The following is a 15,490-nucleotide window of genomic DNA, read 5'->3' as shown; positions in this document are numbered from 1 at the left end:
ATAAATCACTAAATAAACCATTTTTTTCAATTTATTTAAGAAAGCTTTTTATGTAGCTCATTCTTTCACCTATTTCAATCTTTTTCATTCATTTGATCCATCCTTTAACGCCTTCCACCCTATTTAACTATTATCACAATGAATAGCTGAAAAATTAGCTTTTTCTCATTAATCTCATTTCGAACAGATTTCGTCATATATAAAAAAAAGTATCATTTTTATCGGAAATTTCTTTTCAAAATCTTTATCTAGATTTGAAAAGTAAAATATAACATAGGTAATTTTTAAAAAGAGGCGCTTTTTATGCTTTTTTTAGGTAAAAGCTTTATTTTTTACCATTTATTAGGTTATTATTTGTATTAAATGATATTCTAATCTATTATATAAGTCAGTGTGGTTATTTTTTATTAAATAAGAATGGGAGGAATTATTCATGTTAGGAATGGATAGAAACACGGTGCTAAAGATTCAAATCATTGAGATTTTAGATGGCTTACAAATGCCCATTTCTTTGAAGGAATTACAGGAACAAATTGGTTACGCCAGTCTTGGTACGATTCGTGTGAATTGCAAGGAATTACAAGCAATTATTGACGATCTTTATACAGGAAAAGACTATTCGTTGAAACTTCGTATGAATAATGGTCGCGGCATCCAATTGGACCGTTTCTCGACAAATCTCCAATCCTTGACAAGCTATTTGTACCAGCATGACCTCGCCTGTGAAATAATCCGCTCGATTTTAGCAAAACGGAAAATTTCTGCGATTCAGTTTTGCATGGACAATAATATCAGCGAATCAAAATTACGACGTAAAATCAAAGAAATCAATCAAGAGCTTTCAGATTATGATCTGTATATTTCCTGTTCGGCCAAAATTAGTTTAAAGGGACGCGAAGTTGATATTCGCCGTTTCTACTATATATTTGTTCGCGGCCTGTACCATCAATTCGCGCAAATAGATTGGATCAATACGGACAATTATTTTCTGCTGGCTCAACAAATAGAAGACTACTTAAAACTTATGAACAATCCAACTAATTTGGAAATGCTCAGTTTTTGGCTATTGATCACGAATCAATCACTTAGTAAAAAAGGCGTACTAGCGTTTAATAGCGCTGAAAAGGAATTGCTTGGCCGTTTCAAATATCCGAAAAAACCGGAATTCTTGAAAACCTGGGATGTGAAGGAATGGAGGTTCTTTCTTTATGCCATCTACAGTTCGCTCTTGAATGATTTTGAACTGCAGCCGAAAAACGGCTCTAGGGAACTTTTTTTTAATCAAGCTGTTTCTCGCTGGATAGATTATTTCTCCATTCATTTCAGGCCGCTGAATGGCCCCGAGCAAAAGTTTGTAACTCGAAAAGTAAAACAACATTACGCAGCATTGGCTTTCTTCCGCTTGAACGATCCCATGGTCGAACAGCTTAGCCGCAGCATCGCTTTACATAAGGTACGAACTCAATTTCCTTACTATTTCCGCCGCTTTGAGGCGTTTTGGCAGGACTTCACACAAGCCGTTCCTGAATACAATCGCAGACAATTACGACTGTATTCATTTTTAACTTGCGTCACCCTCTTCTCCTTAGAAAATTGTCTGCCCGAAATTTCTGTCTATGCTTTCTCTGAAAGCAGCGAGCTTTTCAGTATTTTTATTAAAGAGAAAATCAATTTGAATTTTAAGAATCGCTACCATTTAACTTTTGTTGAAAATCCGCGAGATGCCCAGCTGATCATTGGAACCTCTCCAACCTGCAAGAATTTTTTACATGATAGTCAAGAGGTCGTTATTATTCGCTCGAACATCACGAATACCGACTACAACGATATCGAAGCAATTCTTGAAAAGCTTGTAAAAAAAGATTTGGCACAATCGTCAAAATAAACAAAATACAGTTGAGATGTTGCGCAAAAACGGGTATCGTAGTATTTATTACAAGCAAAGAGGAGGCCGCTATGGTTTACGTTAGTGAAATGCATACTACCCCGCCAGCTGAATTTGGTTCTGAGTTAGAGGAAAAGACTTATGAGACGTTAGCAAAGTTGGAGATCCCTTTTTATCAAGTTGCTACCGGTGAAGCGTTAACGATGGAAGACTGTATCGACATCGATAACCGTTTAGGAATTGAAGTAGTAAAAACGATTTTCTTGTGTAATCAAAAGAAGACCAAGTTCTATCTGTACATTACACCGGCTGATTTCAAATTTGTCACAAAAGAGTTTGGTAAAAAAATGGAAATCCCTCGTGTATCGTTTGCCTCAGCCGACTTACTAAAGGAACGGCTTGGCGTCATCCCGGGAGCCGCAACAATCTTTGGGCTGTTAAAGGACCCTGAACATGAGATTCAATTAGTCTTTGATAAATCCGTCGCTGAACGCGAATGGTATGGCTGCAGTTCGGGTTCTGTAACGAACTATATGAAATTAAAGACGGCCGATTTATTTGAGAAATTTTTGCCCTATACTGGACACGAAGCAGTATTTATCGATTAAGCAAAAGACATGAAAAAAGTGTTAGGGGCCCCCTCCCCTAACACTTTTTTTGGACGTTTCTTGCTATTTGGAAAGTTCACCAAAAACGGATTTCTTTCCTACTTAAAACACTTTTTAACCCCCGACCCTAAATTGATACACGTTTTATCTATTTACCATCTCACAGTAACACAGCCGATTTCTTTCATTGGTCCGGTGATTTCTTTTCCGCAATCTGAACCAACTGCTTGAATCGCGAAGTAATAGGTTCCTCTTGATAGGCAAACTTGACTTAACGAGTAATCAAGATAATATCCTTTTCCAAAAGCGCCGTTCATATATCTCGCATAACGAACATCAATAGTCTTGTAGGCAGAGCCGTAACCACCACTGCTAGTTCTGCGGTAAACACGCACTTTCGTGTAGTCTAATGAATTTGGATTTTGAGTACCTAAGAAAATTTGTGCTCCATAGTAACGAGTTGGAATACAGCCGCATTTAAGAACATTTTTAATACAGCCATTCAATCCTTTACCAATTTCCTTTTTCTTAAGTGTTGTGGCACAGCTTGGTCCCCATTGAGGACTAACCCAGCTACTCCATTGACCATAATTTGCCTTCACCCAGTAATAATAAGTTGTACATTGGTTCAAGCAATCGTCAGTGTATGACATTTCTGAACCGTCTTGTTTACCGTTCACATTGATCGCAGTCGCGTTGTTAATGTTGTTCGTTGTGCTGCGGTACAATGTGTAGCTAGTTGCGTAGCGTGTTGACGCATTATCACTCTTCGTATTTGTCCATGTTACTTTGATGGCTCTTTCAGAAACAGCCGCTGCTTTAATACTTGGGTTCAATGTTGTTCCGCAAGTAGTAAATTTGCCGATGTTTGAACTGCCAACTGTTTCAATCGTATATGGACAAACTTTTGGACGTTTCACCATCACTTTGTAGCAATACGTGGTGTTGTGGTTCAACTTGATATCGTTATACGTTGTTTTTCCAGTTACTGTAGCGATTTCTTTGAAGTTTCCAGAATTGTAATCGTTACATTTGTTGGTTGCACGGAAAATCTTATATTCAGCATTGCTGCCTTTTGATTCCCAGCTAAGTTTTAACCAATGGTGTTGTGTTTCAGTCACACAAACATTCTTCACTGCATCCCATTTTTCTTTGTAGTTGTTTTGGTTGCAATGTTTGCCGCTATGTTTTTTGTCGCAGTCTTCATGGTGTTTCCAGTTATGGTTACAACCATGACCACTATGTTTTTCATCACAATCTGAACCATGCTGCCATTTGTTTTCGTTACAGTTTTTGCCGCTGTGGTTTTTATCACAGTTGTCGCCATGTTTCCAGTTGTTCGAGTTGCATCTTCTGCCGTTCTTATGGTTCTTGTCGCAATGTTCATCATGTTTGCCAGAATTATTGTTACAAGTACGGCCGCTATGTTTGCCATCGCATCCTGTTTTATGTTTCGATGACCCATAAGTTTGCACGGCCGCCGCTTCTTCGGCTGCTTCTTCAGCTGCTTCTTCCGTTGTTTCCTCAGTAGCCGCTTCGCTTGCTGCTGTTGGAACTGTTGGCGCTTCACTTGTTTTTGTAACAACATCTTGATTGGCTATTGGTCCAGCTGCATCTTGTTCCTTACCCTCGACAACAGCTGAGACTTTATAGTAGTAAAGAAAATCAGCCTTGATTGTGCCGTCTGTTTTGAGTTCTGTGTACGGATCAAGTGAATATGTTTCGTCGCCCTTCAACGTTTGAATATGTTCAAACTTTCCATCTTCCGTTTCCGACCGATAAACTTTGTAACTTTCAGCATTTTCTACTTTATCAAACCGAAGCTCTGTTGTTTGATGATTTTCATCATGCTTAACCGTCAGATTTCCTGGTACATTGTCATTTGCCGCAAATACTTCAGCTGGCACCCCTAACGAAGAAACAGTCATGATCAATAACGTTACCAACGACATGATCCCTTTTAACTTTTTCATTAAACTCTTTCTTTTCATTTCTTTCTCCTTTTCTGCTCTCACCCAAGTGCAAAAAATGCACAACAAATAAACCTACCCTAATTATTGAGACTACTACCTCGAAAGATAGTAGTCGTTTATTTTTGGAGATTGTTTTTGGCCAAAAACAGAAGTAGCGTCCCATATACCACCCCCCATCACGTACATACACATCGGTATGTCTGATTACAGGAATTGCTCTCTCAATCTTTCCCCGCCTCTAAGAAATGTGATCTTACAGGTATTTTCCTGTTACATCGAATATAACAATTATTGTGATATATATCCATATTTCATCAAAAAACAAAAAATATATTTGGATTATGACAAAAAGAATTTGCTAAATACCATATATTTTATAATTTTTTTAATAAATTAATTGGCAGTATCTTCTGCGAAAATCCACGATACATTAGAAACCAAGCGGCCTTTTTTTAATACCCGATCAATTTTTGAACAAAAAAAAGATCATCAAAAAGTTGATGATCCTTTTCTTATATAATTATTATTTTTACTAATCCTTTATTGTCGATTGATTGATACAATCTTTTGCTGCAGACGGTCATAAACAACGACAAACTCCGCAACAGCCTTTTCTGACGTTGGCACACGGAAATAATAATCCGACTGTCCATCATTCGGTGTATTTGTATGATAAAAACCAGATAGATACGCGTGTGCTATATCTCCCCGAGTATCCTTGAATAGTTCAAAGAACCCGCTTGGATCTGTCATATTGATACTTTTTTCCAACGCCTTGAACTCCGTTTGGTTACTATCCATCCCGGCCTTCTTCATTTGGCGATACAATTGGGTATCCGTGCCTCGACGAACTAATTCTGTCCAAGCCGTCTCGAAATCGGCTGATTTATCAAGGTACGTATCATCCTTTGTAATTACAGATTTCACGTCGCTGCCATCTTCAGCCTTCAATTCATTCAACTCTTTGTCATTGAACCGCAAGCTTATAGTGTAATCATGTCTTGTCCCACCCGTATCCGTGAAGCTCCAGACTTGCCGTTGAGTCATCATCGGCTGGTCATTCACTAGCCGTTGGCCAAAACCAATCAGATTCACACTGACAAAACCACTCTCATCTGAACTGATCATCGGATAGATTTTTCGATAGAGATTAAAAATATTTTTACTGTCTTTAGCAGAGCCGTATATTTTTTCGATCGCCTCTGCCATCGCTTGGGAACTGGAAAAGCTGTTATTGTCCGCAAATGCCTTGTTTAAGGCCTCTGTTTTTTCAGTTTGTTCTTCCAATAATGTTTGATCATTGACATCTCTTAAAGCTAGTGTCTTTAATTTTGGCAATTCTTCTTTTTTCTTGCCTTTATCATCACTAGCGAAAACGCTGAAGGGAATCGTGAATTGGGGAAAATTCCCGCTTAAAACGATGCCGAAAGTCCCGACAAATAAAGCCGCCAGCACGCCCCAAAAGATCAACCATTTTTTTGATGTGTTCATAGGTCACCTCGTCTCCTCCTTATTGTGGCGACTAATTAAGCGAGCGTCAAGTATTTCTAGTGAATATCTGCCTATTTTTATGAAATAATCTAAATTTTTTCTTGGAAAAATATGAATATGATAGTTATTCTGATGATTTTCTATTACACTAGAAGAAATGATTTTATAAGGACAGGCGATAATGGCAAAGAGACAAGAACGACATCAAAGAAAAAAAGAAAATAAGGAAAAAGTTTCGCGAGTCAAAACACCCAGAGGAAAATTGGCGAAGTCTACCAAAATCTCTCTAAGTATTCTTGCGGCTATCCTTTTACTTGTAATTGCAGGTTCTATTTTCTTCTTCCAAAAATATGGCAAAGAAGTGACAGCAGCGATTGATGCGGGTGAAGAACATGCCGCAAAAATACAAGAGAGCGACTTCAAGCAATACCATCCAACGACGATTTTAGATAAAAATGGTCAAGTCATCAAGGAGCTTAAAACGCAGGAACGCGACTATCTGACTTATGACAAGATGGACCCGTTGGTTTCGCAGGCGTTAACTTCAATAGAAGATAAGCGATTTTATGAGCATCATGGTGTGGATACCCAGGGATTACTGACTGTGGCGCTGAATGCTGCTACCGGACGCGGCGTCCGCGGAGCGTCTACTATCACTCAGCAGTTAGTTAAAAATATTTACCTGACACCAGAAGTTTCGATCTCTCGTAAAATCGAAGAAATGGTTATGGCACAATCTTTAGAAAAGAAATTCACTAAACATCAAATCTTAGAATACTATTTGAACAATGTTTATTTCGGTCACGGAGCTTACGGAATCAATGCCGCGGCCAAAGTGTATTTTGGTAAATCGATCAACGATACGAGTCTTCTAGAAAAGGCTACCCTTGTTGGTATTACCAATAATCCCGGGATTTTCGATCCAACGACCAACAAAAAAAATGCGTTAAAACGTGCCAAATTGATCCTAAAAGAAATGAACGCGCAGGGATATATTACGAAAGAACAATATGACAAAGCTGTGAAGGATGATTTTAATGCCGAGGTTCATAGCAACGCTCTCAATAATCAATTAGACAACAACGAAGTGGCCTTAGCGGTCGATTCAACAACCAAAATTTTGATGGGGCAACAGGATTTCCGTTTCCAATATCAGTTTGATACGAAAGAAGAAGAAGATCGTTATAACGAAGAATACACCACCGCTTATAACAAAGTGTATCAACGAATCCTTTCTGGGGGGTATCAGATCAGCACGAACATCGATCCTGGATTGCATGATCAATTGCAGGGAATTCTCAGCAACGTAATGAATTCTTGGCAAGACCGCGGAGGCGAAAATAATTTCTATACTAAACAGGCAGCCTTAACAGTCATCGATAATCAAACCGGCGATGTTGTCGCAAGTGTCGGCGGTCGCGGCGAAGAAGGCAATCACTATAATCGGGCCTTTCTTTCCTATCGACAACCCGGTTCGGCGATCAAACCGCTGGTATCCTATGCTCCCGCTTATGAACGCGGCTTATTAGAATCCAGTGCCGTCTCAGATGATCGGCCAAACAATACGTATCCGAATAATGTCTATAATGGATCAAAAGGCAATTTGACCTTACGCAATGCTTTGGCGATTTCATCTAACGTCGTGGCGTACAAATTGGCTAGCGAGAATCGGGATGAATTGAAAGAACCGATTTATCAGCCCTTGGCCCAAATGCAATTTACCGGACTAGATGTTGCGGATGATAATCCAATCATCGCGGTCGGCGGGATGACTTATGGGGCAACTACGCAGGAAATGGCCAGCGGGATCGCTACCTTAGTGAATCAAGGGAACTATCGAACACCTTTGAACATTCAAACCATCAAGCGTAAAGATAATGGCCAGGAAATTTTCACTCAAAACGATCTGGCTCAGCAAAAGGTTTACAGCGATGATGCTGCTTATTTAACAATTGATACCATGAAGGCTGTTCATCAAAATGCGGACGGAACCGCCGCGGGCTTAAGTTTGGCTCACAATCAATATTGGGCAGTCAAAACTGGGACGACTGATGAAGCGAAAGATTTGTGGACAGTCGGTGCCACACCGTATTATACGGTGGCAGTTTGGGCCGGTGATGACACGCCGCAACCGCAGGATAATGCCAGTGTCGGGCAAGCAACCAAAGAAATATTCAAACAAACAATGGATCTGTTAAACAACGGCAAAGAAGATGTCGATTTCCAAATGCCGTCTTCCGTACAAAAAGCCGGCGGACAATTAGTCACCCGCTCCAGCCAAACAAAACAAGTTTTGGCAACGCGAAAAAATGCTTTGCAAACAGCTACGGCAAGCATTGACACATTAGCTAAGCAAAAAGCCAATGAGCTGACTGCGGCGAAATTAAACACGCCGATGGTGGAAGAAGCTTCTACCTTCAGCAATCAATTGATCTCTGAACGAATCGATACGCTGAGTCAATTCGAACTCATCGTGACCGATACGCAAGACAATTGGCAGACATTCGACCAATATGCACAGCAAGTCTTCGCCTTAGTTCAGCAGGTCGAACCTTCTGGCGGTACACTTTCCGATCAATATACCAATGTTTATCGGAATAAAGAAGCCGAGTACGCTCACGAAAAGGCCGCTCGCGATTCTGCAATAAACACGGTCAAAGATCAAATCGACGATACGAAAAATCAAAGCAAAGATTTAGATAAACGAATCAATGATCTGAAGAAGCAGCTTGAAGAAAAAGATTAAAAAACAGTCGTCAATTGACGACTGTTTTGCTATAGAAAATGGGACAAAACAACTAAGTATTGAGGAGTGAAAATATGGAAGATTTATTCGAATTATTGACTGCAAAAGATACCAAAGAAGCGATGACCGCTTTCAAGCAATTGGAAGTCGAAGCCAGCACCGCACCTATTTATGCCGATGATTTAGCGTCATTCTTGCCTGCACTCAACACAAGCCGTTCTTGCGGACGCGGACGCACTTTCAAATTTTTTATGATCAATGCTCGCTGGGATTCACAGAAATTTATTGAGACCCATCTTGAAGAAATTCTGGCAGTCCTAGATGACTCAAAAGCACCCGTCGTTCGCCAATGTATCCCCTACTTGGCTCATTTAGCCCAAGCGAAGCCGGAATTAGTTCCAACGATCAAAACGAAGTTGGCCAACCTGGATTTGAGCCAATACAAAGAAAGTATGCGGAGTTTGATTGAACGTGATAGTGCAAAGCTTTTGGCAGAAATTGACTAATTCATCATTCATATCCCTTCATTGCGCTAACCTCTCGACGCAATGAAGGGATATATTTTTACTCACTCTAGATATAGCTCGAGAAAAGATTGGTAAAAAAATGAATCGCAAACGGTATGAAAAGTTGATTCGTTTTTCCATAGGACAATCCTAGGATCAAACCAGCACCTATATAAAGAATCCATTCAAAAAGATTTTGCGGCAAGTGAAACGATGCAAAGATCAAACTCGAAACAATGATTCCTATAATGAGCCGATTCTTAAAGACCACGCTCATAATACCTCCGCGAAAAACAACTTCCTCCATGATTGGCGTGCACACGCAAAAAATAAAAATCGATACTGCAAAGGGCAGGCCTTGCATCATTTGACTGAGCGTTTGTTCACTAGAAGCCATAGATTCACTATTTTTTGTTATAAGTGTAGCCATGCCTAAAATAAATAATAGTTTCACTAGACACCCCAAAACAATGACGCTGATCGTTTTCTTCACAGAAAAAGCTGGATTATATAATAGCACCTCCGATTTTTTTAATTGCCGTAATAATACAATGGAACTACCCGCTCCGAAAAGACAGATCAATAAACTTGATGAGCCTGAAAAATCTTTTGTTGCTGGATTATAAGAACTCTGAATCAGAAAAATCAACACCGTATACAGCAGCAAATAGGTTCCCGCCAAAACCAACATAGTCAAAATATTCGATAAACCTTCACTTGTTTTCTCTCTCATACCTTCTCCTTCTACAACTTAAATAGATAGTGCGATAAATAAAACAGCAATCATTTTAATAATAATCGGTACCTCTAGTCGTTTTGTTTTTGCATAGGAAATCCCCAAAACAGCATTCGTGGCAAAACATAGCAGCCAATCAAAAATATTTTCCGGCCGCACGAGCAAACAATAAATCAGACTGGACATGCAGACACCTAACAGCAAATGATCATTGAAAACCAAACCAATGATTCCACCGCGAAAAACGACCTCTTCCATAATTGGGGCAAAAACAAAGGAGAAGAGCACCATGATCAGCGGCGGTACATTCGTAAAAACTTGAGCTGCAAGTGGATTCATGGTCTTATCACTGATCAGGTGTTGATTCATGAGAACTATTTCGGCAAATAAAAGTGTCAACATTAAAAGCGTACAGAGAAACAGTATTCGTCCATTTTTCTTTGAAAAAAACTTCAAATCAAAAGAGAATAACTTTAAACTTTCGGAAAGCCGCAGCATCACAAATGAAGCAAACAGACTGAAAAAACACATCGCAAAGATTTCGATGACTGAGCAATTATGACTATTGTTTCCTTGAGCCGCCCACAAAAACATTGAAAAAAGTACAGAGAACAAGAGAACTAAGCCGCCCAATCCTAAACAAATCATGACATTCCAGAGCTTTTCAACTGTTTGATTTTTCATGACTCCTTTCACTTCCCTTTTTACTTTTATTGTACTCCTTTAAACAACACAAAAATCCCCAGATATTTGGTTTTTTGCCAAATATCTGGGGATACGCAATTACATTTGTACGATTGTTCCGCTAGTGCCTTTAACTGCTTCTGACGCTTGTTCCAATGAGGCAATGATGGCTTGTCGGCCTGCCTTTGATTCAGCGAAATCCATTGCGGCCTCGACTTTCGGCAGCATGCTGCCGGGTGCGAATTGTTTCTCTTCGATATATTTTTGCATATCCGCTACCGTTGTTGTTTCCAAGGCTTTTTGCTCTGGCGTGCCAAAGTTAACAAAGACATGATCAACCGCCGTTAAGATAATGAAGACATCCGCATCGATCAGTGCCGCCATTTTTGCTGCGGCAAAATCCTTATCGATTACAGCATCGACCCCTTTATAATGGGTCCCTTCATAAATTACCGGGATACCTCCTCCACCACAGGCGATTACGACTTGCCCCGCATCGACTAAGGTTTTTAAACTGATTTTTTCGTAGATATCGACCGGTTTTGGTGATGGCACTACCCGTCGCCAGCCGCGTCCTGCATCTTCTACGTATACATCATCACTTTCGGCCATCAATTTTTTCGCTTCTTCTTCGCTGTAATACCCGCCGATTGGTTTCGTTGGGTTGGCAAATGCCGGATCAGCAGGATCAACCACGACTTGTGTCAACATCGAGACAACTGGGATATCCCCCAAGCCGCGGGCTACCAATTCTTCATCAATGGCTTGCTGCAAGTGATACCCAATATAGCCTTGACTCATTGCCGTACACTCTGGAAACGGCATGGTATCTTCTGGTGTTTGGCTAGTTTCTTCAAACGCTAAACGAATCTTCCCAACTTGCGGTCCATTTCCGTGAGCGATCACAACATGATGCCCCGCAGTAATTAAATCCGCAATTGATTTCGCCGCTAATTCGGCTTTAGTTAACTGTTCATTCGCGGAATTGCCCAAAGCATTTCCGCCTAATGCGATAACGATTTTTGACATGAGCGTCTCCTATCTTTGTGGTTGTTGTTGTGTGATACAGTGAATATTTCCGCCACCGTAGACGATTTCTACAGTATTAACACCCACAATTTCTCTATCTGGGAAAATCATTTCTAATTGTTCAAGCGCTAATGCATCATTCTTATCGCCATATTGCGGAACGATCACACCGTTATTCGTAATCAAGAAGTTCATGTATGAAGCGATACAAATATCGCCATCTTCCCGCGGCATCGTTCCTTCCACGTAGTCGATCTTGAAGTTGCCGTCGATCGTTACATTTTCGATCGGGCAGCAAATTTTATGAACTTTTAGTTTACGGCCTTTCGCATCCGTCATTTCATTTAAACGTTTGTACGCATCTTGAGCCGCTTCATAGAATGGGCTGTCTTTATCTTCTGTATAGATACATGCAACCTCACCAGGTCGAACGAAACATGCCACATCATCCACGTGTCCATTCGTTTCTTCTGGATCAATCCCATCGCCTAACCAAAGGACTTTTTCACAATTCAAGTAATCGCATAATTTTTGTTCGATTTCTTCTTTTGTCATGTGAGGATTGCGCCCTTCACTTAACAAGCACATTTCTGTTACTAAAACAGTGCCTTCTCCATCAACGTGGAAAGATCCGCCTTCTAAAATAAAATCATCCGTGCGATAAGAATCTACATGTTCAATCTCACAAATTTTCTGTGCGACTAAATCGTCTTGATCCCATGGGAAATACAATCCGTCAACAAGACCGCCCCAAGCGTTGAAGCCCCAGTCATTTCCGCGTAATTCGCCTTTATCATTGATCACAAAACTTGGGCCGCAATCGCGAATCCAAGCATCGTCATTCGACATTTCATAAACAGTGATATCTTCTGGTAATTGACGACGACAGTTTTGGAATTGTTGTTGTGAAACTACCACATTCATTGGTGTAAATTTGCTGATCGCTTTAGCAACCTCAGTGAAAGCTTCTTGTGCTGGTTTCCCGCCATCGCGCCAGTTATCTGGACGTTCAGGCCAAATCATCCAAACTTTCTCTTGTGGTTCGTACTCGCCGGGCATTCTAAATCCGTCTTGTTTCGGTGTTGTCTTTTCAATTCTTTTCGCCATGATAAATTACTCCCTCTTTTTTGATTTTTTTCACCCATATAATCCCTTCACCAAATACGGTGAAGACGACAGCTCCGATCGTGATCGGCAGTTGTTCACTTAGTGTCGCAGGGTCAAACTGCAACGGTAATGCTGTAAAGATCAATGAAATGACGATCATAATCATTGGCAGCGCAACCAAAACTTTCAAGAAAGCATCGCTTCCGCCAACTTTGAATGGTCGTGGTGTATCTGGATCGATTTTTCTTAATTTGTAGAAAGCTGGGAATACTGGTACATAAGACATTAAGAACATTACTAGGTTCAATGAGAAGAACGCCCAGAATAAATCCTGATTTGGTAAAATCGGCGCAATCACTACGACGACAGTCGCAACGATCCCATTCATAATCGCGGCCCCAATCGGCATTTCGTCTTTCCCGCCGCGTTTTGCGAAAAATTTCGGCATATCGCCATTTTCAGCCGCATAGCAGGCCGTATTGTTCACACCAAGCGACCAAGAAATCATGTTGCCGAATAATGTCAGCAAGAACAAGAACGCCATCAAGATAATAAACCAGCCGCCAGTTGAACCAGTCAATAGTTTAAAGCTGTCCATCAGTCCGCTTCCGGTACTGATTTGATCCGTTGGAATCGCTACACCGATCCCGAATGCTGAGAAGATGTAGATTGCCGCGATTACGATACCGCCGACAATGATCGATTGTGGAATTTGTTTCTTAGGATTTTCCATATCATCCGCGAAAGTACAAATAACTTCGAAACCTAATAAGTTAAAAATGATAACCGAAATAAAGGATAAACTATTTAAATCTAAACTTGGCAGCATCGATGACAAGGTAAACTCATTAGCTACACCTTTCGTAACAGCGGTGTAAACACCTAATCCGCCGATCAAAATGGCCAAGATCATTTTAATGACAGCCGCACCATTTAGAATCCATACACTGTCACTGACTGGATAAAAACTGATCCAAACAATTACCCAAATAAACACTAATTCAATCAAAATAGCTGGTAATGTTGAGAATTCAACCCCTGTGATCGTTGTTAACAGATCGGGACAAACAACTGCCAGCGAAGCCAACCATAACGGATAATTGATCCAGTAGTACCACGAAACACGTGACCCCCAGCGATGTCCAAAGGCCTGTGTCACCCAGTCATAGATCCCGCCATCGCCAATATATGTTGTGCCTAATTCTGAAGACATTAAGCCGTATGGCAAAAGGAACGCGATCAGCAGGAAGATCCACCAAAAAAATTGTGAATTTCCAATCGCCGCAACCGGCGCCGCTGCCTCTGCCACGAACACGACACAGATAACGGATAATATTGCACTCATCAAACTAAACTTCTTCTTTTTTTCTCCCATTGTTTTCTTCCTTTCCGGTACAAGGGAAACAGGGATTGAGGATTGCCTCAACCCCCGAATGGAAATAATCCTGATTGGTTTTATTGCAGCAGATCATTTCCGTCCTCACCTCTGGGGTCTATAGCGCTTTGCCTAAAAAGACTTCCAAATCTGCTTTTGCTTCTGCTTTTTTCTTTTCATCGATTGGATTCTTCTCTGCATAATCGTGCATCAAGTAAACTAATAGGCCGCGAATCGATGTCAAACGATTTTCTGCTTCATCGAAACAAATCGAGTTTGGTCCATCCATTACTTCATCTGTTACTTCTTCACCACGGCTTGCAGGCAGGCAGTGCATGAATTTCGCATTGGCTCCGGCACGTTTCATCAATTCGTCATTTACTTGGTATTTCGGATAGAAAGTGCTCATGCGTTCTTCCTCTGATAATTCGGCTTCATACAATCCGTACCAAACATCAGTGTAAACAAAGTCTGAGCCTTCGATTGATTCGATTTGATCAGAAACCGTATATGAACCGCCTGAATCTTTACAGATCGCATCTAATCTTGCACGATGATCATCGTTTAATTGGAACCCTTCAGGACCGAATTGTACAAATTCCATACCCATTTTTGTTGCGACTAAACCTAATGAGAAACATACTTGTGTCGCATCACCAATGAAGGAAACTTTACAGTCTTCGATTTTCTTGCCTTCCGGCAGATGTTCGATCATTGTACAAAGATCGCCTAATTCTTGCGTTGGATGGTTAAAATCTGACATGCCGTTGATAACTGGAATGGTTGCGTTGTTGGATAAGTCATACACACTGTGGTGACGTTCAACCCGTGCCATCAAGATATCGACTAAACGAGATAGTACACGACTTGTATCTTCAATTGTTTCGTGTCCGCCTAATTGGATTTGACCAGGTGCCAAATATTCTGCGTGTCCGCCTAATTGCGTCATCGCTGTTTCAAATGAAACCCGTGTTCTAGTAGAAGATTGCTGGAAGATCATGCCTAACACTTTATCTTTTAATAATGGCGGATAAAAACCGTTCTTAATAGAAGCTTTGATTTTCAATGATAAATCGACGATGTATTGAATCTCCTCCCGTGTGTAATTTTCTGTTGTAATGAAATCTCTTTTTGTCATGTTGACGCCTCCTAAGTAATTTGTTTGCTTTTGCATCTTTACCTTAGGATAAAAAGCTCTAGTTTACGATAAGCTAAAGGATGTAAACGCTATCATTTGCGTAATTCACCATTACATAGATGGTTTATTTTTAGATGTAAACCTTTTATTTTTCAAGGGTTTAGAAAAGTTTAGGGAAAAGTTTAGCGTATTTTGGAACGAAGAGGGAATAA

General features: G+C 40.5%; 12 protein-coding genes. 4 read left to right on the top strand and 8 right to left on the bottom strand.

Going from position 1 to position 15,490, the window contains the following annotated elements; genetic code table 11:
• Positions 1-433: 433 nt before the first annotated feature.
• Together I585_RS10485 and I585_RS10480 are read left to right on the top strand one after the other, a co-directional pair.
• The gene (locus tag I585_RS10485; protein ID WP_010741743.1) at positions 434-1,885 is read left to right on the top strand and encodes a helix-turn-helix domain-containing protein; all 1,452 of its coding nucleotides are present in this window, start codon (positions 434-436) and stop codon (positions 1,883-1,885) included.
• Between the two features lie 71 nt (positions 1,886-1,956).
• Positions 1,957-2,493, top strand: coding sequence for a prolyl-tRNA synthetase associated domain-containing protein (locus I585_RS10480; RefSeq protein ID WP_010741742.1), 537 nt, complete (start codon positions 1,957-1,959; stop codon positions 2,491-2,493).
• A 152-nt stretch (positions 2,494-2,645) separates the two neighbouring features.
• On the opposite strand, the gene I585_RS10475 is transcribed toward I585_RS10480, so the two are convergent.
• Together I585_RS10475 and I585_RS10470 are read right to left on the bottom strand one after the other, a co-directional pair.
• Entirely contained in the window at positions 2,646-4,484 is a 1,839-nt protein-coding gene (locus I585_RS10475) for a fibronectin type III domain-containing protein (RefSeq protein ID WP_010741741.1), read from the bottom strand.
• 522 nt (positions 4,485-5,006) lie between these two features.
• Positions 5,007-5,957 carry a hypothetical protein gene (locus tag I585_RS10470; protein WP_010741740.1) on the bottom strand — a complete coding sequence of 317 codons (951 nt, stop codon included), beginning with the start codon at positions 5,955-5,957 and terminating at the stop codon, positions 5,007-5,009.
• A 181-nt stretch (positions 5,958-6,138) separates the two neighbouring features.
• Between I585_RS10470 and I585_RS10465 the strand changes: the two genes are divergently transcribed.
• Together I585_RS10465 and I585_RS10460 are read left to right on the top strand one after the other, a co-directional pair.
• On the top strand, positions 6,139-8,703 hold the full coding sequence (locus tag I585_RS10465) for a transglycosylase domain-containing protein (RefSeq protein ID WP_010741739.1): 2,565 nt from the start codon (positions 6,139-6,141) through the stop codon (positions 8,701-8,703).
• Between the two features lie 74 nt (positions 8,704-8,777).
• On the top strand, positions 8,778-9,209 hold the full coding sequence (locus tag I585_RS10460) for a hypothetical protein (RefSeq protein ID WP_010741738.1): 432 nt from the start codon (positions 8,778-8,780) through the stop codon (positions 9,207-9,209).
• A gap of 67 nt (positions 9,210-9,276) precedes the next feature.
• Here the strand turns inward: I585_RS10460 and I585_RS10455 are convergent, their stop codons facing one another.
• From I585_RS10455 to ptcA, 6 genes are all read right to left on the bottom strand, one after another.
• On the bottom strand, positions 9,277-9,942 hold the full coding sequence (locus tag I585_RS10455) for a CPBP family intramembrane glutamic endopeptidase (protein WP_010741737.1): 666 nt from the start codon (positions 9,940-9,942) through the stop codon (positions 9,277-9,279).
• Positions 9,943-9,960: 18 nt separating this feature from the next.
• Complete coding sequence (locus tag I585_RS10450) at positions 9,961-10,629, bottom strand: CPBP family intramembrane glutamic endopeptidase (RefSeq protein ID WP_010741736.1); 669 nt, start codon at positions 10,627-10,629, stop codon at positions 9,961-9,963.
• Positions 10,630-10,728: 99 nt separating this feature from the next.
• On the bottom strand, positions 10,729-11,658 hold the full coding sequence (gene arcC, locus I585_RS10445) for a carbamate kinase (RefSeq protein WP_010741735.1): 930 nt from the start codon (positions 11,656-11,658) through the stop codon (positions 10,729-10,731).
• Positions 11,659-11,667: 9 nt separating this feature from the next.
• Complete coding sequence (aguA, locus tag I585_RS10440) at positions 11,668-12,765, bottom strand: agmatine deiminase (protein WP_010741734.1); 1,098 nt, start codon at positions 12,763-12,765, stop codon at positions 11,668-11,670.
• On the bottom strand, positions 12,749-14,140 hold the full coding sequence (locus I585_RS10435) for an APC family permease (protein ID WP_010741733.1): 1,392 nt from the start codon (positions 14,138-14,140) through the stop codon (positions 12,749-12,751). The genes aguA and I585_RS10435 overlap by 17 nt, the downstream gene beginning before the upstream one ends.
• Before the next feature lie 118 nt (positions 14,141-14,258).
• The gene (gene ptcA, locus I585_RS10430; protein WP_010741732.1) at positions 14,259-15,278 is read right to left on the bottom strand and encodes a putrescine carbamoyltransferase; all 1,020 of its coding nucleotides are present in this window, start codon (positions 15,276-15,278) and stop codon (positions 14,259-14,261) included.
• Between the last annotated feature and the right edge of the window lie 212 nt (positions 15,279-15,490).

This window comes from Enterococcus malodoratus ATCC 43197 (genome assembly GCF_000407185.1).
In the GTDB taxonomy this organism is placed as follows: domain Bacteria; phylum Bacillota; class Bacilli; order Lactobacillales; family Enterococcaceae; genus Enterococcus_A; species Enterococcus_A malodoratus.
The sequence above is the reverse complement of the archived record's forward strand: the minus strand, read 5'-3'. Positions and strand labels throughout refer to the sequence as shown.